The organism is Streptomyces sp. JH34 (assembly GCF_029428875.1).
In the GTDB taxonomy this organism is placed as follows: domain Bacteria; phylum Actinomycetota; class Actinomycetes; order Streptomycetales; family Streptomycetaceae; genus Streptomyces.
The window spans coordinates 126,890-153,290 of record NZ_JAJSOO010000001.1 but is presented as its reverse complement, the minus strand read 5'-3'; the positions used below and the strand labels follow the sequence as shown (position 1 = coordinate 153,290).

11 protein-coding genes are annotated in these 26,401 nt (G+C 70.9%); 4 read left to right on the top strand and 7 right to left on the bottom strand.

From position 1 onward, the window contains the following. Positions 1 to 344: 344 nt before the first annotated feature. The 7 genes from LWJ43_RS00775 to LWJ43_RS00745 all read right to left on the bottom strand — a co-directional run bounded on the left by LWJ43_RS00775 (position 345) and on the right by LWJ43_RS00745 (position 10,396). Positions 345 to 2,117 (bottom strand): NB-ARC domain-containing protein, encoded by a 1,773-nt coding sequence (locus tag LWJ43_RS00775; protein WP_462100855.1) that lies wholly within the window; start codon positions 2,115 to 2,117, stop codon positions 345 to 347. Between the two features lie 12 nt (positions 2,118 to 2,129). Beyond that, entirely contained in the window at positions 2,130 to 2,567 is a 438-nt protein-coding gene (locus LWJ43_RS32985) for a helix-turn-helix domain-containing protein (RefSeq protein ID WP_462100854.1), read from the bottom strand. Positions 2,568 to 2,761: 194 nt separating this feature from the next. After that, the gene (locus LWJ43_RS00765) at positions 2,762 to 3,181 is read right to left on the bottom strand and encodes a hypothetical protein (RefSeq protein WP_277330306.1); all 420 of its coding nucleotides are present in this window, start codon (positions 3,179 to 3,181) and stop codon (positions 2,762 to 2,764) included. Further along, positions 3,178 to 7,728 carry a DNRLRE domain-containing protein gene (locus LWJ43_RS00760; protein ID WP_277330305.1) on the bottom strand — a complete coding sequence of 1,517 codons (4,551 nt, stop codon included), beginning with the start codon at positions 7,726 to 7,728 and terminating at the stop codon, positions 3,178 to 3,180. Before LWJ43_RS00760 ends, LWJ43_RS00765 begins: the two co-directional genes overlap by 4 nt. A gap of 1,013 nt (positions 7,729 to 8,741) precedes the next feature. Continuing rightward, positions 8,742 to 8,951, bottom strand: coding sequence for a hypothetical protein (locus LWJ43_RS00755; protein ID WP_277330304.1), 210 nt, complete (start codon positions 8,949 to 8,951; stop codon positions 8,742 to 8,744). 804 nt (positions 8,952 to 9,755) lie between these two features. Then, positions 9,756 to 10,001: a hypothetical protein gene (locus LWJ43_RS00750; RefSeq protein ID WP_277330303.1), complete on the bottom strand. Its 246-nt coding sequence runs from the start codon at positions 9,999 to 10,001 to the stop codon at positions 9,756 to 9,758. Continuing rightward, the gene (locus LWJ43_RS00745) at positions 9,998 to 10,396 is read right to left on the bottom strand and encodes a hypothetical protein (RefSeq protein ID WP_277330302.1); all 399 of its coding nucleotides are present in this window, start codon (positions 10,394 to 10,396) and stop codon (positions 9,998 to 10,000) included. Before LWJ43_RS00745 ends, LWJ43_RS00750 begins: the two co-directional genes overlap by 4 nt. A 328-nt stretch (positions 10,397 to 10,724) precedes the next feature. Between LWJ43_RS00745 and LWJ43_RS00740 the strand changes: the two genes are divergently transcribed. From LWJ43_RS00740 to LWJ43_RS00725, 4 genes are all read left to right on the top strand, one after another. Next, positions 10,725 to 11,999: an APC family permease gene (locus LWJ43_RS00740; RefSeq protein ID WP_277330301.1), complete on the top strand. Its 1,275-nt coding sequence runs from the start codon at positions 10,725 to 10,727 to the stop codon at positions 11,997 to 11,999. Between the two features lie 273 nt (positions 12,000 to 12,272). Further along, a complete protein-coding gene (locus tag LWJ43_RS00735; protein WP_277330300.1) occupies positions 12,273 to 12,629 on the top strand; it encodes a DUF6153 family protein in 357 nt (118 codons plus the stop codon). 229 nt (positions 12,630 to 12,858) lie between these two features. Continuing rightward, entirely contained in the window at positions 12,859 to 16,881 is a 4,023-nt protein-coding gene (locus LWJ43_RS00730) for a non-ribosomal peptide synthetase (protein WP_277330299.1), read from the top strand. Continuing rightward, positions 16,881 to 26,342 (top strand): non-ribosomal peptide synthetase, encoded by a 9,462-nt coding sequence (locus LWJ43_RS00725; protein WP_277330298.1) that lies wholly within the window; start codon positions 16,881 to 16,883, stop codon positions 26,340 to 26,342. The genes LWJ43_RS00730 and LWJ43_RS00725 overlap by 1 nt, the downstream gene beginning before the upstream one ends. Positions 26,343 to 26,401: the final 59 nt, after the last annotated feature.

The window sequence follows — 26,401 nt, the reverse complement described above, 5'->3', positions numbered from 1 at the left end:
ATTTCGCGCTTTTCATTCCTGGACCACCGAGAGGGGCCAGGCGGGGGCGCTGTGCGCCGACGGTGGGGTTGACCGCCGGTGCGGTGAAGCGCCCCTGTGGCAGGCCCAGTCGATCACGGTGGACGGGTACGGCCCCAGGCAATTCCACCTGCAAAAATACGGACGGCGTTCTTCTGTCGGGCCTTGGACCAGCTGTGCCCCGCTGCATCAGCGCAGTTGCCGCTGTGCCGTCGCGGTCGCGCTGTCGATGCCGGGAGACGAGGGCGGCGGCGCCCATCCCGGCCGAACATGCGCAGAAGGACGACCACGCAGAGTGCGTCTTTCCGGCGAAGACCTGCCCGGCTTCAGGTGGGCGTAGTGAGGCGGACGAGTGCCGCGTCGTAGCGTGTCTGGAGGGCCGCGTTCGGGGATGCGCGCAGCAGCGCACCGAGGGCTCGTACTGCGCCGTCCTCGTTGCCGGACGATTCCGCCTCTCGGGCCACCAGGTCGAGTTGAGTGAGGCCCTCGGCCTCGTTACCGAGCCCGAGCAGGGCCTCTCCCCTCACGATGAGGAGCAGGATCCGAGGAATGTCGGCCGTCGCCGAGCGGTCGTCCAAGGCCAGGGCCTCGGTCGCGGTGTCGAGGGCTTCGCGCCATCTGCCGGCGTCGGCCTGGTGGCGGGCGAGGTGCTGCATGGTCAGTCTCTCGAGACCCCGGTCACCGCCTTTCCGAGCCAGCTCTACCGCCCGTTCGCACCCCTGCGCAGCGTCGTCCAGGCTTCCGAGCGCCGCTTGCGCCATGGCCAGGGCGATCAGGGCGTTCGCCTCGGCGGCTGTGTCGCCTGCACACGAGGCGAGCGCGGACGCGGCTTCCAGATGGGTGAGCGCCTCCGCGATGTGTCCTTCCTCGGTGAGTACCCAGCCGAGTACGTTCAGGACCCGCGCCTCGCCGTACCGGTCGGCGTCGGCTCGGGCCGCCTCCAGGCCGGTCTTCAGGAGCGGGGCCCAGCCGTCGCGGACACGCCACACCATCAGCGGCCACAGCGTCATGACGATGCGCCAGGTCCTGTCGTGCAGTCCGGCGGCGTGCGCCGCGGACACCGCCTGCGTGAGGTCGTTCCTCTCGGTCGTGTACCAGGCCACGGCGGCGGACCGGTCGGCGAACTTCCGTATCACGGCGGGCGGGAGGTAGTGCGCAGGCAGCGGGAAGCAGTCCTCGTTACCGGGCTCGGCCGCAGCGATCGCCGCGAGGGCCGTGGCGATGTAGTGGTCGAGCACGCGCGTGAGCCCGTGGGGCCCGGTGTCCAGGCTGCGTGCGTAGAGCCGCACGAGATCGTGCATCGTCCAACGGCCGGGCGCCGTCTCCGTGACGAGGTGCGCGACGGTCAGCCGCTCCAAAGACGCCTCGGCGCTGCCCGGGTCCGTGCCTGCCAGGGCCGCCGCCGCGTACCGGTCGACGTGCGTACCGGGGTGGCAGCCGAGGTGGGCGAAGAGATCGGAGACGTCCCGGGGGAGCTGTTGCAGCGTCAGCCGCAGCGCCGCTCGTACGCCGGTGTCCTCCACGTCCAGCAGGCTCAGCCGGCGGCTCTCGTCGGACAGCTCGGCGGCCATCGCGGCCAGCGACCAGGAAGGCCGTTGCGCCAGGCGGGCGGCTGCCACCCGCAGGGCGAGGGGCAGCCCGCCGCACAACTCGGCCAGCCGTCGTGCGGCTGCCGGCTCTGCGAACACCCGTTCCTCTCCGAGTACCTCCGCGAGGAGCATTGTGCCGTCCTGCGGATCGAACACGTCCACGGCGACGAGCCGGGCGGTGTCGGTGACGATCAGCCCTGGCAGACGGTGCCGGCTGGTGACGACGGTCACGCAGCGGCGACCGCTTGGAAGGAGCGGCCTGACCTGCTTGGAGTCCCGAGCGTTGTCGAGTACCACGAGGAGCCGGCGGTCCGCGGTGAGCGACCGGAACAGCGCGGCCGCGCCGTTCGCCGACTCCGGTATCCGACTGTGCGGCACACCCAGTGCCGGCAGGAACTCGCGCAGCACCTCTACGAAGGTCGGCTCGCTCGTGTCGCCGAAGCCGCGTAGGTCGGCATAGAGCAGCCCGTCGGGAAATCCGGCACGGCCGTGGTGGGCCCAGTGCAGCACGAGGGCCGTCTTTCAAACCCCGGCGGGCCCGACGACCAGACAGACGGGTGCCTCGCCTTCGGCAGCACGTGACAGAGCGGCCAGTTCCGCCACCCGCCCGTGAAAGCCGCGCGGCGCGCGCGGCAGCAGGTCAGGCGCACCGGCCGGCGCGACAGCGTCCGGCACGGCGGCAGTTGGCGGGACATCCGTCGCGGCGGCGCGGCGGGGACGGCCAAGGCTCGCGGTGTACTCCAACTGCCGTGCACCATCCGCGTCCAAGCCCAGGGCTGCGGCCAGCGCCTGCACGGTGCGGCGCTGCGGCCCCCGGGAGCGTCCGCGCTCCATGTACGACAGCGCCCGCACACTCACCCCCGCGGCCAGCGCCAGCTCCTCCTGGCTCAGCCCGGCCCCCGTGCGAAGACCACGCAGAAGTGCGCCGAAGCCGACGGTGGCCGGTGTACCGGTGTCCATATCTGGAAATCCCCTGGTCAGTGCGGCCCAGCCGGAATGTCGTACCTCTCCTGCAAAAGTATGCACGACGTTACTTTTGCAGGTGAAGGCCACTGTTCCAGCCCTGATCGCGACCTGTGGGAATGACGCAGTGGGGCGAAATCAAAGAGTGTCGCTGGTTGCCGGGCGGGGACTTCGCCCCCGCCCGGCATGGTTCAGCCCATGTCCTTCAACTTACCGTCCGCGGTTAGTTGCAACGACCCGGTCAGGGCCTGGTCGCAGCCGTCTTCGGCCTGTTCCAGAGTGATTGTCTGTGAGGCGTTCAGGATTGGCGTGCCCGAATCGTCCGACAGCCGAAGTGTCACCTGTAGTGTCCGGTCGTCGAAACTCTCCGGAAGATCCACCGAGACGTGCACCTGGTCGCCGTAGGTCCGCAGTGCACCCGTCGTGCAGTGTTCTGCGGCGCACAACCGGTACGTGGCGGCGGTGTCGTAGGGATGGGATCCTGCCCGCCAGGACACGCCGACCGTCGGGATGAGGTCGAGCGCTGGGCACGGTTCCGGACGCCCGCCGCAAGCAGTGAGCGTGGCCAGGGCGGCGAGTGTGACCCCGCCGCAGCGCAGTGCACGGGTCACCACTTCTTCACCAGACCGGGCAGTGCGTCCTCGGCCAGCTTGATGTCGGTAAAGAGGATCTCGCAGTCCCAGTCAGTGGCGTCCGAGCAGTCCTTGTCGTCGTTCCATCCGTCGTCGTTTCCGTCGGAGCCGATGCCCCAGCCCGCGCAGAGCCCGCCTGAGTTCACGCCCTTGGCGTAGATGTGGCCGTTGCTGAGTACGGTGTAGATGGCACCGCCGGAGTCACCCGGGTAGATGCAGGTCCCCGAGTTCTTCTTGGCACGGGTGGCGTTCTTGAGGATCGTGCCGTCGCCGTACTTGACTGTCTGTTTTCCGCTGGTGACCTTCCAGCCACAGATCTCGCCGGTCGTCGAACCTCCGTGGCAGAACTTCTGTCCCACCTTGGAGCGGGTGGTCCAGCGGTCCTGCACCCGGCGGGTCTGGGAGCCGGTGGGGCCGCCCTTGTAGATGCGCGCGGAGACGCTGTACTTGTTGTCTATCACCTTGCCGGTGGACAAGTCTCCGGAGTAGTAGGACTTACCGGCCAGCTTGACCGATCCCTTGCTGTTGTTCCAGTTGTCGTAGGCGACGGGTGCGTAGGTGACCTCGGGGTTCCAGCTGTCCATGTAGCCGTTACCGGAGGTGCAGTGCCCTGCGGTGAGCATGTAGGGCTTGCCTTCATGGGTCCACGGGAACGCGGTGGTGCAGCGGTATTCCGTGACGCTGCCGTCGGAGCGGGGGATGATAGATCTGAAGGCCGCCGCACCCTTGAAGGGCGAGACGTCCGAGTAGCGGCCGGCCGAGCTGCGCAGTGCCGTGACCTCAGGTGCGACCCGGACGGCGATGGCGTCACGACCGTAGCGCTGGCCGAGTGCGTCGACGACCTTGTCGTTGCCCGCAGGGATCTCGACGACGACGCGGTTGTTCTCCGCGTCGATGGCGGCGGTGACCAACTGGGAGGCGCCGGGTATGTCGTCCTCGGTCAGCAGCAGCACCTCATCGGTGATGGACTGCAGTTCGGCCTGGCTGTGGCCGACCATCTCGGTCACGGGAGTGATCGTCGTGTCCTGGGTGGCGATCGGGTCGGCTACTCCGTCCTCGCCCGCAGGGGCGTCCACGTCGGTGTCCGGGTCGCCCTCGGCGCTGCCGTCGTCGCTTCCCTGGTCGAGGGGGATGTCGGTGAGAGTGATGGTGGCGCCGGCTTCAGGTGCCGCGGCGGTGTCCGTCACGGGCGCCATGATCTTGCCGGTGCCGTCGTCGAGGTAGGGCGGTGCGAACACGTCGGGGTCTGCTTCGGCGCGTCCTTCGGCAGCGTCCAGGGCGTAGGACTCGGCGGTGTCCGGCTCGGCGAGGGAGTCGAGATCGATCGGCTGGGTGAGGACGTCGACGCGGTTGAGCGTCACGGATACCGCTTCGGAGGGTGCTGGGTTGTCGTCGCCTTCGAAGCGGGTTCGTATCTGCAGTTGGCCGTCGGCCGGGAGCGCTCCGGTGTCCCAGAGCAGTCCAGACAGCTTGCCGTCGGATATCGCGGCGGGCCAGACCACCGCTTTGCCGTCGGCGGTGGTCACCTGCGCGGCCGGGATGTCGGCCCAGGCGTCGGTGTCCGCGCGGCGGTACTGGAAGGTGGCTCCGGTCAGGTCGCCGGGCCCAGCGGCCGCCAGCGGAACCTGGTGGCCGACGTCCTCGCCTGCCAGCGGGGAAACGAGACCGGCCGTGCCGACGTGAAAGGTGTACGTTGCGGCGGCGGAGGCGTTGCCCGCCTTGTCCACAGCGACCACCGTGAGGTGGTGACTGCCCTCGTCCGGGATGCCGATCTGTACGGTGGTGGCTGTTCCGGAGGCCTCGACGGTGCTCTGCACGCCGTCGTCGAGCCGATAGCGCAAGGTGCTGATATCGGAGTCGGCGGACGTCAGCTTGAAAGCACCGGTGTCACCGGCGTCACCGGCCCAGCCGTCTTCGGGGAAGTCCGGCGAGCTGACACCCGGGGCATTCGGCGCCACGGTGTCGATGGTGAACCGATAGTGCGATGGGGGGCCCCAGGCGCCGGCTGAGTCGACGGCGCGGACGTGCAGGTACCACGTGCCTTCGCCCTTTGTGCCGGAGTAGGAGGCCTGTGTGCCCTCGCTGACCGTGTCGGGGACGGTTGTCGCGGAGCCGTCGACGCCATAGCTGAAGCCTACGGAAGCCCCGGTGGTCTGCCAGGCTGCAGAAAATCCCGTGCTGTTGTAAGCGCCGGACTGGTCCGGGTGGCTGGTGGAGGTGATCGTGGGCCGCAGGGGCAGGCCGGCGTCGACCTGGAAGGCGAAGTGGCCTGCTGACGTTGACCAGTTGCCCGCCTTGTCCTTGGCCCGCACATGGAGATACCAGGTGCCGTCCGAAGCGACGCTCGCTCGGAAGGTGCTGGTCGACTGGACCGCTCCCGTCGTTGCGGGCAGGGTATCGGGGCTCTGGTCGACGCTGACCGAGTACCCGCCTGTGCCGGAGGGGTCAGTGGGCGGGGTCCACGCGAAGTCGGCGGTTCGGCTCGCGTAGGCGGCCGTGGAGAGCGGGTGGGTGGAGGAGACCACACTGGGGGCACCTGGCGAGACGGTGTCCACGCGGAAGGTGAAGTGACTGGTGGCGGACCACAGCCCCGCCCGGTTCCGGGCGGCGGCGTGTACGTACCAGATTCCCTGCGCGCGGTCGGCCGCCGAGACCGTCGCAGAGGTCTGAGTGACCTCGGTGCCTGCCGGGGTGAGCGGGTCCCGGTCGATCTTCACGGCGTAGCCGGCGATGCCGCTGGTGTCGCTCGCGCTCAGAGTGCCGGTGAAGTCATCCGTTGAGTACCAGGAATCGGTCGCTGCATGGCTGGTACTGCTGATCACCGGCACTGCGGGTGCGGTGGGGTCAACGGTGAGGGTACGCCAGCTGGACCAAGATGCTGACCAGTTGGCTCCGTCGTATGCCCTCACCCGCCACTTGTGCACGCCTGCGGGCAGGGTCGGCGAGGACCAGCTCGCGATGGACGCGGGTGCGAGGTAGGCGGTGGTGCCGGTCGTCCGGCGGTTGGTCAGGTCTGCGTCCCACACCTCGAACGTGTAGCGCAGCTCGTCGAGATCGGCGTCGGTCGCACGCGCCCGCAAGGTGGGCGTGGCATCGGCCGTCGTACTGCTGGCGAACGGCGGAAACGGTGCAGCGGTGCTCGGGTAGGCGTCGTAGGTGATGGACAGGTGCGGTTCGGTCGCCCCGTCCTCCCCGGCGGCGTAGTTCGCGGAACGGTAGCGCCGCCAGGTCAGCGAGTCGTTCTCGTCGAGGCCACGTACCTGTATGCCGTTGTTGTCATCGCCGTCGGCCCAGGCCTGGACGATGGCGTCGACGTCGAAGTTCACGGTGCCGGCGGGACAGTCGCTGGAATAACCCTTGGCGACCGTGCTGGTCACCGCGCCCGTGGTGGTCGTGGCGGGCTGGTCGCCCCAGGTCACGGTCGATGAGTTCAAGGGGGCGGTGACACGCCGGATCTGAGTGCCGGAGCCCGCCGTCGAGCAGGACGAGGACCACGTCGAGTACAGCGCCAGATTGGTGTCGACGACGTGTTTGCCAGCCAGCTCGGAGACGTCGAACTTCAGGTACGAACGAGCCTTCGTCGTACCGCCGTCGTACGTGCCGGACTTGAGCTCGGGCGAGGAGACCTGCGAGTCGGGATAGTTGGTGGCGACCCAGGTGTCGGTGCTCGCGGCCAGCGTGGACGTCGGGTCGACGGTGACCGGGTATTCGGCAGACGAGAGGAAACTCGGGTCCGGCGTGAGGACCAGGGTCTGCCGCCCGTTCGCGTCTTCTTCGATGTCGGTGGTGACAGCGAGTTGCTGCTCCGGTTCACCCGATACCGGGTTCTTGCTGGAGTCCCACATCATCGGCGCAGGTGCCTCGGCCACGAGCCGGCCTGCGGAGTTCTTCAGGAGCAGATGCCCTGACTCCGCCTGCGAGAGACGCAGACCGTCGGTCCGCACCGGTATGCGGTAGGTGACCGGATCAGCGGGTGCTTCGCTCAGCACGATGTTCTGCGAGAAGCCGTCGGGCAGGGCGGTGACGGTAAGCGTTTCGTCCCGTCCCACATCGTAGGAGGCGGTGTCGTCCTTCACGGCGGGGGTGGGAAGCGGTTCCGGCCAACCCAGCCCGAAGGACAAGCTGCCGTCCGTCACGGTGGCGAGTTTCGTGTCCCCGCCATCCGAGATGTCCAGGTCGGTGTCGGTCGTCGCCGGTGTGAGCGCGGAACCGGTGTCCGACAGCGCGGTGTCGATGTCCTTCCAGGCCCCGTTGTCCTTCACGCGAATGGGGGCGGGGTACGCCTCAGCGGTGAGGGACCCTTCTGGGTTGGCCCAGACCCCGCCGGTCGCGGTGCGCCGAGAAAGGATCTCGATACGACGGCCCTGCATCTGGGCGAGAATCCGGGCCTCGGACTCATTGGCGGCCTCGGCCGGCCCGAGGTCGGGCGCCGGCGGTGCGGCCGGCGCTGACACTGGCTCGGTGTCCGCCTGTGCTTCGTAGTTGGCCGCTGCCGCGAAGCCACCCGTGAGGGCCAGCACCAGCATGGCGGCGGCGGCCCGTTGGCCACTTCCCCATCGGGGTCTTCGTCTGTTGTGTACGTTCGTCGGCGGCATTGTGCCCTCCCCATTTCGTCCCGAGCAAGATCGCTGGGAGGACGAGTATGCATGGAGTCCCCGGCGTTTGTGGACAGGTCAACTGAAGCGACAGCGGCCCGAGACGGCGTTTAGGCAGATAAGTTCCAGAAGGCGGCTTTGCTCAGTGTCCTTCCCTGCTCGGGTTCGGGGAGTACGCGAACTTCATCCCTCTTGCCGTGCAGGACCTGCAGTCCGTTTCGCTCGCTTCCGCGACGAGGATTCCGTCTGGTTTGTGATGCATCAGAACCTCCCGACGAACAGCGGAACGGCACCTTCCGGCCTTCTCCCGGCACCTATGGCGTGAGCCGGCGCAAGTCGTACCGAGCGACCTGTCCGACGTCCGATGGGCCCTGATCGAGCAGACTCCGACGGCGTGCCGGAAAGCCCCGCTCCAGGGCCGCCTCGACGTGAAAGCGAGTGTGGGTTCACCCCAACTGCCTTTGTTGGTCGGCATCGAGGAACTGCTGGGGACTCACCCTCTGAAGGCGATCGCGTCGGTCACCACCCTATGTCACGCCAGCGGCCACCCCGCTTCGGCGTGCGGTCCGGGAACAACGGCTCGATCCGCGCCCACTACGCGTCAGCCAAGGACGCACACGGATTGACAATCAGATGATCTGACCGGAACGGCCGAGCTCACTTGCGTTCGAGCGCGGCCCGCACGGCCCCTGTGTCCGTATCCCCATCAAGGTTGACCGACTGATCGACGAGCCAGCTGTCCCGTTCCCCAGGTACGAGCCGGAGCGCGCTGTGAATCGCCATGCCGCCTGCACCGGGGTACTGCAACGGGCAGCAGCACGCCCGTCTTTTCCTTGCAGAGCGAGGTGCCCACCCACCCTTTCGCCGCCCCACGTGTCGCATTCTGAAGCGATAGGTGAGAGGGCGACGCTGCCGCGTGCAGCCGGCTGAGCTGACGCCGCTCCCTACGCCGCCGCGTACTGGTGCGCGCGCCCGCCCCGCCACTCCACCCACTCCGGCTGATCGAGCAGCCGGTCCGCGTCCGGGAGCCCGGCACGGCGCAGGAACTCCACGACGTCGTGATCTTCGTAAGCGAGGCCGGCGATCTGCCCGCGAATGGTGACCCGGCGCCCGCCCGTGGGGGAGGGGCGGTGAATGACGATCGGCGCGCTCATCTCTCCAGGGTGCGACTCCACGCCGGTCACAGCACGCCGGGCGGGCTCCTTGAGTCGCGCCTTGGAGTGGGGCGTCGTACACAGGAAACATGAGCGAGGAACAGACATCGTGGCATCCGGGCGAGGTCGTGCCGGAGAGCGGGATCTATGAGTGCGACTGCGGTGCGGGCCACCACTGGAGCACCGACGTGAAGGGCCACCGTTTCCCGCCTCTCCCGGCGGGTTGCCCCGGGGGCTCGTGGACGCTTCAGACGGACGCGCACCCGGACTCCTGACCCAGGTGCCCGACCGGCCGGGAGGGAGCCTCGTGCGGTCCTGAGGCCGCCTGTGGAGCCGATGCTCGCGCTGGCCCGCGAGACCTCCCACTCGTATGCACCAGCCCCGGCCGGGTGGCGGTCCAGCCAGAGCCTGACGGGCCACTGCCGGCCAGGTCCTGGAGCTGGGTAAACCCTGCAGCATCGTCGCCGATCCTCACCTTGGCGAGTTGCCTTTCGCCAGCATCGACCAGTGCAATGTCATGGTGGTCTTCGGCCCGGTCCACGCCAGAGAACACTGGCGTCGGTGACTCGGCAATCGCCATCCGGTCCTCCTTCGTCACGATTCGGACAACGGACAACAAACCGGTCCGATGGCCGCTGACGGGCCGGCCCGCAGGAACGGGACCACTTCGAGACCCAAACAGACAGAACAGTTCCTGGATCCGAGCACTCATGCCCAGACAGCTGGGCGCGAGCCAGCCTCGTCTTGTCACCAGGGCACCCAGGCCCGGGCACTCTGAATGGCGGCCCGCGACATCAGCCATCTCTAGAGCATGACTTCGCCGGTCCTTCGGATCCGATCGGCCTGATCCCGCGCCGCGGACGCTTCCGCGTCGGCCCGGATCTGGTCCTCCTCGAAGGGGAGCACGCCGGCCAAGGCATCCAGGGCGTCAGCGATCCGGTCCCGCCAGTGAGCGAACTCGCCTGGCTCAGTACCGGTCGGCCGCTCTGACTTCACAGCGCGAAGGTGGCGCAGGGCGACCTTCAGCGCAGGGTCGGCGACGCCTGTCACGGCCGCCCCTCGCCCGCCCGCAGTAGCCATTCCCGGACCGAAGGGGCCTGGTCAATGAGCCGCCTGACGTGCATCCCCTCTTCACGTGAGGTCACCTTCGGCAACGAGGTGAAGTCGTCGGGAATCACATCCAGCAGGCTCGTCACACGGTCTCCCGTACACAGAGTGATCAGCAGTTCCCACCGCACGTGACGTGGAACGTCCGGGCGGTGGGACAGGTTGGCCCACAGGGCCGGCCACAGATAGTGCTTGCCGTCGGGGGCCGCATTCGCGCGCACCCACGCCGGGGCCAACCGCTGGCTCAGCCGGAGGTCACCCGCCCGCTCCTCCAGGCTGAACAACGACGCCGAATCGATGACCTTCACCTCGCGAGGCAGCGACTGTTCGGAGTCCATCGCACCATGCTGCCCGACCGCGCCACACGCCGGGCAGTCGATCCCAAAGCGTCATGGTGCGGCCTCGGGGCGCAGCGGTGCAGCGGGCGCAGCGGCCAACGCTGAGCCGGTGATCACAGGATCGGGACAGGTCGGGGCGGACCTACTCCGTCTCCGGCCTTTCGGTACAGCTGGTGACGTCAAGCACTTGATCTTGGACCTTGAGCCGCCGAGACAAGCGAGAAGGGGGCGCGAGGTGATCCTGCTGGGCGTGCCCCGACCGGACATCTTGTGCCGCTACCGTGCACCTCGTTCGACAACAAGGCGATGGTCCAGGCAGGGAGTAGCGATGGACACGACGGGAGCTTCCGCGGGCCCGAATGGGCTGAAGCGCCGACTCGGGGTGTCCGATGCGGTGGTCATCGGTCTGGGGTCGATGATCGGAGCCGGGATCTTCGCCGCGCTGGGCCCGGCGGCCGGCGCCGCCGGTTCGGGGCTGCTGCTCGCCCTGGCGCTGGCCGCGGTGGTGGCCTACTGCAACGCGACTTCCTCAGCCCGGCTGGCCGCCCGCTATCCGCAGTCCGGCGGGACCTACGTCTACGGCCGTGAGCGGCTGGGCCCGTTCTGGGGCTACCTGGCGGGCTGGGCGTTCGTGGTCGGCAAGACCGCTTCCTGCGCGGCCATGGCGCTCACGGTCGGCTCGTACGTCTGGCCCGGCCAGGCGCACGCGGTGGCGGTGGCCGCCGTGGTGGCGCTGACCGCGCTCAATTACACCGGCGTGCAGAAGTCCGCGTTTCTCACCCGCGGCATCGTCGCTCTCGTCCTGGCTGTGCTCGCCGCCGTGGTGGTCACCGCCCTGACCTCCACCGGAGCCGAGGCGGCGCGGCTGGGCATCGGGTCGGACGCCACCGTTGGCGGTGTGTTGCAGGCGGCGGGCCTGCTGTTCTTCGCCTTCGCCGGCTACGCCCGTATCGCCACTCTCGGCGAGGAGGTCCGCGACCCGGTGCGCACCATCCCCCGTGCCATTCCGATCGCGCTGGGGATCGCCCTGTTCGTGTACGCGGCGGTCGCGGTCGCGGTCCTTTCGGTGCTGGGCCCCGGGGATCTGGCGGACGCCGCCGCACCGTTGTCGGATGCCGCACGGGCCGCGGGTGCCGGTTGGCTGGTGCCGGTGGTCCGCACCGGTGCGGCCGTTGCCGCACTCGGCGCTCTGCTCGCGCTGATCCTCGGAGTGTCCCGCACCACTCTGGCGATGGCTCGGGACCGACACCTGCCGCACGCCCTCGCCGCCGTCCACCCCCGCTTCGCTGTTCCGCACCGCGCCGAACTGGCCGTCGGCGCCGTGGTGGTTGTGCTGGCCGCGACCACCGACGTGCGCGGGGCGATCGGCTTCTCCTCCTTCGGTGTCCTGGCCTACTATGCGATCGCCAACGCCTCCGCGTGGACTCTCGCCCCCGGCGAGGGGCGTCCGAACCGTCTGGTGCCCGTCGTGGGCCTGACCGGCTGCGGGGTCCTCGCTTTCGCGCTCCCCGCGACCGCCGTCATCATCGGAGCCGCCGTCCTGGCCCTGGGGGCAGCGGTGTACGGGCTGCGGGCGGTTGTGGCAGGCGGCTCCAGCCGTTGACGCGCATGGCGGGGTGGTCGCTGGTCAGTTCTGCCGCGTCTGCGCGCTCGGGTGGGGCTGGGGCTGGAGACGTTCTCGGAGGTAGATGTCCTCCAGTGTCAGCGGGTCTTCGGGCCGGCGGATGTGGACGGCTTCGGGGCGGAGCGGCGGGCCGTTGTCCGCTGCGGCGTCCTCGGTTTCGGCCAGGGCTCGGCAGAGCGAGGCGACCGAGGGGCCTTTGCCGAGCGCGAGGTGTGGTGAGTGGCGCCGGATCGTACGATGGCCGCATGTCCTGTGCCGTCCCGTCGCCCTGCCGGGCGCGGTTTCGTGCTGCTGGTCCTGGCGGTGCTGGCCGGGGTGCTGGCGATGCACGGGCTCGCGCCGGCCAAGGCCACGGTGGCGGGCAGCACCCACGGCATGGTGATGGTCAACGAGGAGACCGCCCGGACGGCCGGGGGCTGGGCGCACGCCGTCGGCGGATCGGGGCATGCGCATCCCGCGGTGTCGCCCGGCACGGCACGGCAGGTGAGCGGCTCGAGCGGGGGAGCCCGTTCGGCTGGATCGCCGAAACCCGAGGTGGCGACCGCGGGATGCCTCGAAATAGGACAACCACCAAGTGATCGTATCCCCTTCTCCTCCGCCCGTCAGTGAACTGTTGACAGGCCGGATCGGCATGATCAATCATCGCGGGACGGCAGCCCTGATCGTTTCTGTTCGGTCGTGAGGGCCGGTGCGGGCGGGGCAGCACCCGGCACACGGTCGGCATGTGGCCGATCCTGTGCACCAGCGGCTTCGCGGCCCGAGCTCACACCACCCAGCGGGGCGCGGGGTCGCGCGGTCCCACCGTCACGTACGCACACAGTCGGGAAGGCAGCCCCCGGTGCCACACGCCTCACGCCATGTCAGTCCCCCCTCGCCGGCGGCTCCGGAGCCGATCGGGCGACGCGATCCCGGTTCCCCAGCGGCGATCAGGCCGGCCTCGTTCGCTCAGAAGCGGCTCTGGTTCCTGGCCCAACTCCCCAGCGGGAACGCCGCGTACAACGAACCGCTCGCCTTCCGGCTCGACGGTCCGCTCGACCGCGACGCCCTGGCCCTCTGCCTCGACGTGCTGACGGAGCGTCATGAAACTCTCCGAACACGCCTCGTGGAGCGCGACGGGGAGGTGTGGCAGCACATCGATCCGCCCGGCGCCGGATTCTCCCTGGCTCTCGTCGATCTCACGGACAGTGCTGATCCCGACGCGCGTCTCGAAGAGCTCCGGTCGGAGGAGGCAGGCACCCCCTTCGACCTGGCCGCCGGCCCGCTGGGCCGCGGCCATCTGGTCACTCTGGGAGCAGGGAGCCACATCCTCCTGCTGACGTTCCATCACACTGTGTACGACGGACATTCGATGAACGTCATGATGCGAGAACTCGGCCGGCTCTACGCGGCCCGAATGTCCGGCGACGCCGACCCGCTGCCCCCGCTCGACGTCCAGTACGCCGACCACGCACAGGTTCAGCACGACGCCGTCACCGACGGTGGTCTGTCCGGCCAGGAGTCCTACTGGCAAGGCGTTCTCGCCGGTGCCCCCGCGGTGTTGGAGCTTCCCGCTGACCGCACGCGCCCCGCCGAGCAGGCCTACGAGGGCGGCCGGATCGAGTTCGCGGTCGATGCGGCGACCACCGACGCGCTACGAGCCATGGCACGCAGGCACGGTGCCACGCTCTTCGTGACCGTCCTGACCGGATGGGCGATCCTGCTCTCCCGGCTCTCCGGACGCGACGACATCGTTGTCGGCAGCCCGGTCGCCAATCGCCGGGGGCCCGCCGCCGCGGACCTGATCGGCTTCCTCGTCAACTCGCTGCCCCTGCGGGTCGACCTGTCCGGCTCACCCACCGCGGCCGAGGCGCTGACGCGCACCCGCGCCGTCGTGCGCGAGGCGCTCAGGAACCAGGACCTGCCCTTCGAGCGCATGGTGGAGCTGGTCAACCCGCCTCGCAGCGCCGCCCACACCCCCCTCTTCCAGACGATGTTCGCCTGGCAGCCGGACCGGCACGACCTTCTCGACCTGCCCGGGGTACGGGTGCGGCCCCTGCCGATCGGCCACGCTCCCGCGCGCTTCGAACTGTCGCTGGTGGCGGTGGACGCAGGGGACCGCGTCACCGGCCACCTGGACTACGCGACCTCGCTCTACGACCGGGCGACGGCGCAGCGTTGGGCCCGACACCTCGAACACCTGCTCCGGGACATGGCTCGCGCGCCGGAGCGGACCATCGGGGCTCTGGAGTTGATGGACGACGAGGAGCAGTTGCGCCTGCTGCGCGACTGGGATGCCACCGGCAGCGTCCTGGAGCCCTCACTCCACGCCCCCGAGGGCTCGGTGACGCCGAAGTCCGTCCTGGCGGCCACCGGGCTCGTGGAGCTGTTCGAGAATCAGGTGCGCGCCCGGCCGCACCACACCGCCGTCGTGGGCCGGGACGGCACCCTGGACTACGTGGACCTCGACCGTCGGGCAGGCCACCTCGCCCACGCTCTCACCGCCCGCTCCGTGGGCCCCGGCGACGTGGTGGGCCTGCATGTCAGCCGCACCACCGCACTCGCCGTCGGCATCCTCGGCATCCTCAAAGCCGGTGCCGCCTACCTTCCCCTCGACCCCGGGCAGCCGTACGACCGGCTCGCCGCCATGATCGAGGACGCGGCCTGCCCGGTGGTGCTGAGCGACCGTGTCGGGGACGGAAGCCCCGGCCAGTGGCTGGACCTGGCGGCCGTCGAGGCCGAGGGAACCGACGGGCGGGCGCCGGGCGGCATCGGCCACACCCCGGACCAGCTCGCCTACGTGATCTTCACCTCCGGATCCACCGGACGGCCCAAGGGCGTCGCGGTGGAGCACCGCAGCGTGCTCAACCTGTTCGCCAACTGGCAGTCCCGCATGGGGTCCGGGCCCGGCGAGCCCGGCTCCGCCTGGTCCAGCGTCGGGTTCGACGCCTCGGTCCACGAACTGCTGCTCCCACTGATCACCGGTGGAACGCTTCACATCGTCCCCGAGGAACTGCGCGGCGATCCGGCTTCCCTCATGACGTGGATGGGCGAGCACGGCATCACCCAGGCCTTCCTGCCACCCGCTTATGTGAAGTGGATCGACGAGGACCCCGCCCGGCGGCTGGCGGGACTCCGGCTGCGTACCTTGCTCACCGGCGTCGAGTCGCTCACCGAGGCCGCCCTGTACCGCCTGACCCGGCACCTGCCCGGCCTGCGGATCTGCTTCGGCTACGGACCCACCGAGGCGACGCTCTACAGCACCGCCTACTACGAGCCCGGCCCGCTGGAGCGGCAGTGCCCCGTGGGGCGTCCGCTCGGCAATACCCGCCTGTACGTGCTCGACCGGGATCTACGGCCGGTCCCGCCCGGCGTGGTCGGCGAGGTCTACCTCGGCGGTGACTGCCTCGCCCGGGGCTACCTCAACCGTCCCGACCTCACCGAGGAACGCTTCCTGCCCGACCCGTTCCTGCCCGGCGAACGCGTCTACCGCACCGGTGACCTCGCCCGCCGTCTCCCCGACGGCCAAGCCCACTACGCCGGCCGTGCCGACGACCAGGTGAAGCTGCGCGGCTTCCGGATCGAGCCGGCCGAGATCGAGGCCGCACTGGGCACACTGCCCGGTGTCCGTGAGGCTGTCGTCCTGGTCGACCCGGACGCGGAGGGACAGCCCCGGCTCGTCGCCTGCGTCGGGCGGGGCGAGGCGGCACAGCGCACCACCCACGACTGGCGCACCGAACTCGCCCGCCTGCTGCCCGACTACATGGTCCCGGCCGCCTTCGTGGACCTGCCGACCCTCCCGCTCAACCGCAGCGGGAAACTCGACCGGGAGGCGCTGCTCGAGCTCGCCAGCTCCCAGACGTCCCGCGGGGTCAACGCGGCCAGCCCGCGCGACCACATAGAGCACGGGCTGTACCGGATATGGGGAGAGATCCTGCTCGCCCCGGACATAGGCATCGGCGACGACTTCTTCGAGATGGGCGGCACCTCCCTGTCCGCGATCAAGATGGCGCACCGTGTCGCCGAAACGTTCGGCCGGACCGTACCGGTGGCCGAGATCATCCTCCGGCCGACCATCGAGGCCCTCGGCGCGTTGCTGCGCGACGGGGGAACCCCCGACGCCACGGGCAACGTCATCGAGTTCCGGGCCGGCACGGGCGCGCGCGTGATCTGCGTACACCCCGCCGGAGGCACAGCCTTCTGCTACCTGCCGCTGGCCGGACTGCTGCCCGACTCGGTGGCCCTGCACGGCATCCAGTCCCCGGGGCTGAACGCCGGAGAGAGCCACCTGCCGAACGTCGAGGCGATGGCCGAGACGTACCTACGGCTCCTGGAACCCCTGGGGCAGGGGCCGCTCGTGCTGACCGGCCTGTCCTACGGCGGGCTCGTCGCCCACGAGATGGGGCGCAGGCTCGCCCTCAGCGGCCGCACCGACGTCAGCGTCGTCCTGCTCGACACCCAGGCCACCGACGATCCGGCCGCCCGTGAAGCCATCGCACCCGTGGACATGGCCGAGTTCCGCGACAAGCTGGTGCGGTTCAACGGCATGTACCCCGGTATCGAGGACGCCCAGGTGGAGCGGTACTTCCGGATCTACAACCACAACCGGATGACCGCCCGGGACCACGTCCCGGCCACCTCCGGAGCACGCGTCGTCCTCGCCCAGGCGGTGCCCGGGCGGGAGGACACCCCCTTCCACGCGGAAGTGCGCGAATTCTGGCGGCGCCGCTGTGCCGGGCTCCGGGTCGAGACCATGGACTGCGACCACTGGGAGATACTGGAAAGCGCCGAGGTACCACAGGTGGCGGACATCATCGCCGCCGAACTCGCGCACCACACAGCCCTGTCGGTCACCGGCGACGCCCTCCCGGCCCAGGAGGCGTGATGCACGACCACCTCCTCCCGTCGGCCGGCGCCCCGGCTCTCCCCTCGCTCCCGCCGACGAATCCGACCCTGGCCGAGGCCGTGCTCGCCCGGATCCGGCGCACTCCCGGCGCACCGGCCGTCGAGGACGGAGCGGTCGTCATCGACCACGCCGGACTCGACCGCCTCAGCGGCCGGGTGGCGTCAGCCCTGCGCGCCGCCGGTGTACGTCCGGGGCAGGCGGTCGCCGTCTGCCTTCCCCGGTCCTGGCAGCTCGTCTGCGTCATGCTCGGCATCCGCCGAGCCGGGGCGACCGTCGTACCGCTCGACCGTCTCAGCCCCGACCGGCGCCGCCGGCACATACTCGACGACTCCGGGGCCGTGGCGGCCGTCCACCGCGCGGCGGACGGAATCGACCTGCCCGCCTCGCTCCCGGCGTTCGACGCGGACCGGCTGATGGCAGGAGAGGACGAGCCCGCCGACGCGTTCCCGCCCGACGAGCCGCGGCATGGCACCGCTTCCGAAGCCGCCTTCGTCTTCTACACGTCGGGGACCACGGGCCTGCCCAAGGGCGTCGAGGTCACCGACGCGGGCGTACTCAGGCTGGCCGGAGCGCAGTACGTGACGGAGGGTGGGGGCGGCCGCTTCGGCTGCCTGTCCAACCCCGCCTTCGACGCACTGAGCTTCGAGGTCTGGACCCCGCTCCTGACCGGCGGCGTCTGTGTGGTGCTCCACGACGAAGTGGTGCAGAGCCCCCCGCTGTTCGCCACGGCCCTCCGCGACCTGCGCATCGACACGATGTTCATCACCGTGTCCCTGTTCAACGCCGTCGTGGCGGCGGTGCCCGACTGCTTCGCCACCGTCGGCCGGGTACTGATCGGCGGCGAGCAGCTCAACGCCCACGTCGTACGGCGCTGGTACGAGAACAACCCGGACAGCGGCACGGTCCTGTTCAACGCGTACGGGCCCACCGAGGCCACCACGTTCGCCCTGTGCCATCCCGTCGCCCGAGGGTTCACCGGTGACGCCGTCCCCATAGGCACCGCCCTGCCCGGCACCGGACTCCTCCTGCGCACCCCGGACGGGCGCATCGCCGAACCCGGTGAGACGGCCGAACTCCTGCTCGCAGGGGATGCGTTGGCTCTCGGCTACCGCAATCTTCCCGAGGAGACCGAGCGGTGCTTCGTACTCCTGCCACGAGCGGACGGCGGTGAGGTACGCTGGTACCGAACCGGTGACCTCGTACGGGCGGACGACGAGGGCCGCCTCACCCACCTCGGCCGCGCCGACCGGCAGGTCAAGGTGCGTGGCTTCCGCATCGAGCCGGGGGAGGTGGAACGGCACCTGCTGGCCCACCCCTCGGTGCGCCAGGCGCACGTGTGCACCCGGCGCGAGGACGCCGAGCAGCACGAACTGCTCGCGTTCCTCGTGCTGGAAGGCGACCTCTCCTACGAGACCTACGAACGGCATCTCGCCGACACCCTCCCGGCGTACATGCGTCCCCACCGCACGCACCGGGTCGAGCGGATCCCACTCAGCGCCAACGGGAAGGCGGACGAGCCCGCCCTGCTCGACACCGCTGACGCACAGGCGCCCTGGCGCGGCGAACACCATGGCGCCCAGGTGGCCACCGCCGCCCAGCGGGAGATCCTCGACCTCGCCGCCGAAGTGCTCGGGATCGAGGGGCTGCGTCCGGCCGACCGGCTGACAGCGAGCGGCGGCGACTCGCTCAAGGCGCTGCGCCTGCGGTTCGACATCCAGCGCCGGTTCGGTGTGGACCTTCCCCAGGACCTCGTGCTGCGGGCCGACTTCGCCGCCATCGCGGACGCCGTGCACGCCCCGGACGCCGCCGGTGACATCCACCCGCCCGTACCCCTCACCGTCCCCGGCCCCACCTCGCCCGCCACCAGCGAGCAGGAGCGCCTGTGGCTCCATCACGAACGTGACCCCGAGGACGCGGCGTACGACGTCCCGCTCGCCTTCGAGGTGCGCGGGACCGTACGCCTCCCCGCGCTCCGGCGGGCGCTGCGGACGGTGGTGGAACGCCACACGTCCCTGCGCACCCGTCTGGTCCCCACCGCGCAGGGACTGCTGCAGGAGGTGGACGCCCCCTACGACCCGTGGCAGCCGTGCGAGGCCGACGCCGACGAGCCGTGGCAGGACTCGGCCTCCCGCTTCTTCGCCCACCGCTTCGACCTGCGCTCCCCGTACATGTGCCGGGCCACCTGGCTGCCGTACGCCGAGCCGGACACGGACGGCCAGGAGCGCGGCGACGGCCCGGCTCGCGGCACCGTCGACGGGGGAGCCCTCCTGCTGCACCTGCACCACATCGCTGTGGACGGCTGTTCGCTCGGCATCATCCTCGGCGACCTCACCGAGGCGTACGGAGCGGCGTACGAGGGCGCGGAATCCCCGGCCGCCCCAGGCCCGGCCACGACCGTCGCACACTTCGCCCACTGGCAGCGGGCCTGGCGCGCGAGCCCCGCCTACGACGAACAGCGCACCCGCCTGCACGCGTACTACGAGCAGGGCGCCGAGACCGCGCCCGCCGCTACGGCGTCGTGTGCACCCGCCAGGCCCTCGGCCCGCCTGCTGCGTACCACCCTCGACACGGTCCGGCGCGGTGCGCTCGACCGGCTTGCCGCCGAGCACGGCCGGACCCGCTTCCAACTGCTGCTGTCCGCGTACGTCTGGAGCCTCTACGGCGTGACCGGCCAGACCCGGCCACTCGTGGCCGCGCCGGTGGCGAACCGGCCCCGGCCCGAGTTCGCGGACACGGTCGGCATGCTGGCGAACACCGTGCTGCTGCCTCTGGACATGGAGCCGGACGCCTCACTGGCCGTCCTGCTGGACCGGCACGCGGCGACGTCCGAAGAGGTCCTGCGAGGACAGGAGGTGCTTCTCGCCGATGTGGTGGCGGACCGGGGGACAGGCGCCCGGGGCGACCTCTTCGACTACCTCTTCGTGCAGGAGAACACCGACTTCTCGGCCCTGCGGCTCCCCGGCTGCACCGTCGGCCCGCTCTGGCCGGCCCCGCTCGGAGCCAAGTGCCGGATCACCCTCTCGGTCGTCGAGCACGCCTCCGGACTCGACTGCCTGTGGGAGTACCGGGAGGACGTCGACGAGGAGGAGGTACGGGCCGCCGCCCGCCTCCTCGCGCAGGCCGTCGACCGGATGGCCGACGGCGCCGACGTCCCCCTGCGCGATCTGGTGGCACCGTACCGCCGCACGCTCCCCGAGCACGGCCGAGGCCCCGCATCCGCCCCGGAGTTCACCACCGTGGCCGAGGGCTTCGAGCGCCAGGCGCGCCGCACCCCTGACGCCCCGGCGGTGGCGACGGCATACACCACCCTCAGCTACGCCGAACTCGACGCACGGGCAGCCGTGCTGGCGGAGGACCTGCGCCCCTACCTGCCCGCCGACCCGGCTGATCCGGCAGCCGTCGCCCTCTATCTGGAGCCCTCGGTCGAGCACGTGGTGTCGCTCCTCGCCGCCGCCCGGCTCAACCTGACCGCCGTGCCCCTCGACCCGTCGTACCCGCCGTCCCTGCTGCGCCAGGTGCTCGCCCAGGCCGCCCCGGTATGCGTCCTGGTGACACCGGAACGTGCCGACGCGCTCGACGCCATCGCACCTGCGGGCCTGCCCCGCCACCCTCTCGTGTGTCCGGCGGACCCCCCGGCCGCGGAACCCTGGCCAGGGCACCGGGCGCTGCGCCCCCTGTACACGCTGTTCACCTCGGGCTCGACCGGAACACCCAAGGGTGTGCAGGTGCCCGACCGTACGCTGTGCAACCTGCTGACCTGGCAGCGCGACCACGGCGGACTGACCGCTCCCGCCGTCACTCAGCAGTTCTCCATGCTGTCCTTCGACGTCTCCTTCCAGGAGATCTTCACCACCCTGTGCTCCGGGGGCCTCCTCCGCCTGGTCGACCCCGCCTGGCGGCAGGACATGCCCGCCCTCCTGGACCGGTTGGAGAGCACGGGCGTGGAGCGCCTCTTCCTCCCCTACGTCGCCCTGCAACTGCTCGCGGAACACGGAGTGCGGACCGGCCGCCATCCTTCCCGGCTACGCGACGTCATCACCGCGGGCGAGCAGTTGGTGTGCACGGACGCGATCCGGGGATGGTTCGCCGGAATGCCCTCCGCGCGCCTCTTCAACCACTACGGCCCCACCGAGACACACGTGGTCAGCGGCCTCCGTCTGGAGGGCGACCCCGCCCGATGGCCACTGCGGCCGGCGATCGGACGACCCGTCTCGGGTGCCCTGCTCCGGGTGGTGGACAAGGACGGCCACGCCGTTCCGCCCGGAGCGACCGGCCACCTCTGGCTCGGCGGCCTCATGGCCGGGCGCTGCTACCTGGGCGACACCGAACTGAACCGCACCCGCTTCCTGGACGACCCCGAAGCCGGTACCTTCTACCGCAGCGGCGACCTCGCCCGCTTCGACCGTCAGGGCCTGCTGCACTACGCGGGACGGATCGACACCCAGGTCAAGATCAGTGGACACCGGCTGGAACTGGGCGCCGTCGAAGCCGCGTTGCTCCAGTACCCCGGGGTGACCAACGCGGTCGTCACAGAGACGCACGGTTCCCTCGTGGCCAGCCTCCAGGCCGACCAGGACCCCGACGTCGACGCGCTCGACCGCCACCTGAGCGCGATGCTCCCCTCCCACGTCCGCATCAGCCGCTTCCGGCGCCTGACGCGGCTGCCGCGCACGCCCAGCGGAAAAGTGGACCGCCAGGCTGCCCTGTCCGCCGCCGGACACGACCTGCACCCCGGCGGCGGGCCCGCCCCGGCGCTCTCCGCACTGGAACGACGGCTCACCGACCTGTTCCGGACAGTGACCGGCCGGAACCCCGGCGCGCGGCAGCGGTTCTTCGACGCGGGAGCCACCAGCCTGGACCTCATGCGCTTCCAACTGCGCTGTGCGGGCGAGGGCGATCTGCACTTCGGCGTGCCGGAGCTGTTCGAGCACGTGACGATCCACTCCCTGGCGCGCCTCATCGAGGAGCGAGGTTCGCGGGCGGCAGACGGCGAAACACCCCCCGGAGCCTCCGCACCCTCCACCTCCGGCCCGGACCTCCCCAGGGCCGCCCCGGACACCGGTCGCACACGTCCAGCCGAGGGCGACGAACCAGTCGCCGTCATCGGCATGGCCGTCCGCCTGCCCGGCGCCGCCGACCTGGCCGCCTTCTGGGACCTGGTCACCTCAGGCGGACGCGGGATCGAGGACTTCCCCGCCGCCGACGGGCTGGTCGGCGCCCGCAGCCAGATGGACGGGCTCCTCGCCTTCGACCCCGGCCACTTCGGCATCAGCCCGCACGAGGCCCGGCTCATGGACCCGCAGCAGCGACACCTGCTGATGGCCTGCGTGCAGGCGCTCGCCCACGCCGGCGTCGCGGACGCCGGAGACGGGCGCGTCGGCCTCGTCGCCGCGTGCGGTGAGAACACCTACTTCCAGAGCCTGCTGCGGGAGGCCGATCCCGCGGAACTGCCCGACTCCTTCCGGCTCGCCCTGCACCACGAGAAGGACTTCCTGTCGACCCGGGCCGCGTACCACCTCGGCCTGCGGGGGCCTGCGTTCACCGTCCAATCCGCCTGCTCCAGCTCGCTCGTCGGCGTCCACCTCGCCGCCGGGCTGCTGCGGCAGGACGACGCCGACGTGATGCTCGTCGGCGGCGTCCTCGTGGACCTCGAGCTGACGGACGGGTACGTCCACCGGCCGAACCACATCTTCTCCCCGGACGGCCACTGCCGGCCCTTCAGCGCGGACGCCGCCGGTACCGTGGGCGCCAGCGGTGTGGGCGTCGTCGTACTCAAGCCGCTCGCCGCCGCGCGCCGCGACGGCGACACCGTCTACGCCGTGATCACGGGCTCCGCCGTCAACAACGACGGTGCGGACAAGATGAGCTACAGCGCACCCTCGCTGGCCGGACAGCGGGCTGCGGTGAGTACCGCCCTGCGCCGCAGCGGCCGTACCGCCGCCGAAGTCGGCTACGTGGAGGCCCACGGAACCGGAACCCGGCTGGGCGACCCGGTAGAAGCCGCCGCCCTGCGTGCCGGATACGGACTGGCCGACGACGCGGGCCTCGCCCTGTCCTCCGTCAAGAGCCAGATCGGGCACCTGGGCGCGGCCGCCGGTGTGGTGGGGCTGGTGAGGGCGGTGCTCGCCGTACACCACGGCACCATCCCCCCGACCGCCGACTTCGACCGCCTCAACCCGGCCGTCGACGCGGGTCCGTTCCGGATACCGGTGACCGCACAGCCCTGGCCCCACGCGGCGCCGCGCGTCGCGGGCGTGAGCAGCTTCGGCATCGGCGGTACCAACGCCCACCTGCTGGTGGAGAGTCCGCCCGCCACGGACACGACACCGCAGCCGCGCGACCGACCTGCCCAGCCGCCACTGCCCTGCCTCGTACTGTCCGCCAACTCGCCCGCCGCCCTGATCGCGGACGCCCGCCGGATCGCCGACCACCTCAGCGCCGGCCCGCGCGACTACGCACAGGTGCTGCGCCACCTCCAGGCGGGCCGTCCCGTACGGGCGTACCGGGCCGCCGCCACCTGCGAGGACGCCGAATCCGCCGTCGCGTGGCTGCGCGCACTCGTACCGCCGGCCGACCCGGTGCCACCGAGCGGTGTCCTGGCAGGAGGCATCGACGCGCTGGAGCCGGCCACGGCGTGGACCGACGGCCACACCGTCGCCTGGACGCCCGGCCCGGCCCCCGCGCCCTGGGACTTCCCGCCGCCCGCGTTCGACCTGGCGGACTACGACTTCCCGCGCGCGAGGCCTACGGCACGGACACCGGCGGACACCCCTCCGCCGACACCGACACCGACACCGACACCGACACCGGTGCCGGTGCCGGGCCGGACCCCGGACCCGCAGCGGCTCCCGATCGGCCGGTGGACGCACCAACCGCAGTGGACGCGGCTCCGCAGGGCGCTGACCGGCGGGTCGGTCCTGGCGCGGACCGCCGTGATCGTCGCCGACGAGCGGACCGACCCGACCGCGTGGGCGGAGCTGGAGCGGCGATACACACGGGTGGTGTGGCTGCTGCCCGGCAAGGACCTCGTCCGGATCGACGACGACCGCTTCGAGGCGGACCCCTCCGACACCGGGCACCTCGCCGCCGTACTGCTCGAGGCCGGCGCGCCGGGCCCGGCGGGCACCGCAGTCGACTGGCTGCACGCGCTGCCCCTCGCCATCGACGGCGACATCGGCGAGCCGTCGCTCGACACCGCCCGGTGGGCCTGCCTCGACACCGTCGCCGCGCTGTCCCGGGCCGTCGCTGACGTCGTGCGGGCACACGGCCGGGACCGGCCGCGCGTGTGGTTGCTGTCCTGCGGCGCCCAGCCGGTCACCGGTCCGGTCCGGCGACCTGAGGCAGGTCTGCTGGCGGCGGCGACACAGGTGCCGAGACAGGAGCTGGGCACGGAACTGAACTGGATCGACCTGCCCGGCCCCGATCCCACCCCGTGGTCGGCGTTCCTGCCCGACCTCCTCCTCGACGTCCCGGCGGATATGTCCGCCGTCGCCCTGCGCGACTCCTTCTGGTGGCACCGCGCCATCCATCCCGTAGCAGCCCCGGCCACGTCCGGGAGCGACACGGACCGCAGCCGTGAGACGTGGGCAGGGAGCACCGGCACGCACCTGGTCCTCGGCGGCACCGGTGGCATCGGTGCCGTCGTAGCCGCCCGTATCCTGCGGCATCCGGAGAGCCGCGTCGTCCTGCTGTCCCGCCACGCCCTGCTCCCGCCGGCCCTGGAACCGTGGCGGGACCGGGTCACCCTGGTGCGGGCGGACCTCGCCATGGAGGAGCCGGGCGATATCGCGGATCGTCTGGCGCCCCACCTGGACGGAGGCCTGGCCGGCCTCGTGCACGCGGCCGGAACGCCCGCCGGCGGGCTACTCGCGCTGCGCGACGCGGAAACCGCCCGCCGGGGGACGGACGTCAAACTCCGTGGCGCCCTGCTCATGGAGCGGCTCATCGCGTCGTACGACCCGGGCCACGCCGTCTACTGCTCGTCCATGGCCTCCTTGTTCGGCGGCGTCGGACAGTTCGACTACGCCGCGGCCAACGGCTGCCTTGACGCGTTCGCCCAGTACCAGGCCGACAACGGCACGAGCCGTACGGTCCGCATGGGCATCGGCTGGGACGTCTGGCGCGAGGCCGGTATGGCGCTGAGCGCGCTCGGCCACGACGAACAACACCAGAGGCACCTGCTGACCGGCCTGACATCCGACGAAGGCGCCGCCGTGTTCGAACAGGCCATGCGACTGCAACTCCCGTACCTCATGGTCAACACCACCGATCTCGCCCAGGCCCGGGGCTTCTACGAACGCCCGTCGACCGCCTCCGTGGAGACGACGCGCCCTTCCGCCGAAGAGGCACGGCCGACGCCGAGTCCGCCGCCCGGCCACGACCGCCTCGCGCAACTCGCCGACACCGTGGCCCCGCTGCTCGGGGTGGACGAGTTGGAGACCGACGTGTCGCTGTACGACCTGGGCGCGGACTCCCTGATGCTGCTGGAACTCGTGGACCGGATAATGGAGCGCTTCGGCGTGGACCTCGACCTCTCCCGTTTCAGCCACCGGGTCAGCGTGGCGGAGATCTCCGGCCTCATCGACGACGCCGCCGCACACGACGCACGTTCCACCACCTCGGATCCTCCGGTGCAGGTCGAGGTGTGGCAGCGGGGCGTCGACGGTTCGGACGTGCTCTGTCTCGTCCATCCGGTCGGCGGCGACATCCAGGCCTACCGCCCTCTCGTGTCGGCGCTGGGCGACCGGCTCACCGTATGCCTGATCGCGGACCCCGCACTGCGCGCCGGACCGGGCCGGCCCGCCGAGCCCATCGTCGACCGTGCCGCACGCTACCTGGAGGCGGTCCGGGCCGAAAACGCCGGATCCGGCGGCCGGCTGTTCCTGGCGGGTTGGTCCTTCGGTGCCTGGGTCGCCCTGTCGATGGCCGCTCTTGCGGAGAAGCACGACCGGCCCGCGGCCGGCCTGTACCTGCTTGACCCGCCCCCGCCCGGCGCGGGCGCGGCGGTGGCGGCCTACGACGACCGGCAGGTGGACGCCGTCTTCGCCCGCGAACTGGGCGGCGACCGCGCAGGTGGGCTGAGCGACAGCGGACGTGAATACGCCGAACACCTCGCCCGGTGCTGCCGTGCCAACCTGTCCGCCATGGCCGACCACCGGCTGCCACGCCTGAGCCTCACCCCGAGCTCCCTGTGGATCGCGGAACGTACCGTCCCGGACGTACCGTCCCTCGCGCCGGAGCCGGTGCCGACCGAGGAGTGGGAGGCCCATCTCCCGTCCCCTGTACGCGCCCACAGAATCGACGCGGACCACTACACGCTCGTCGCCGCACCCCACGTGGAGTCCATAGCCGCCGCCATCCTGCACGACGTGGCACCACGCGGAGAGGCCGGACACGGGCACAGGACCGACGCCGACGCGGGACTCCAGACCCCGCGCTGACCGCCACCACCGACTCACCCGACACAGCACGCACGAGTGACATCACCCACGAGCAGAAG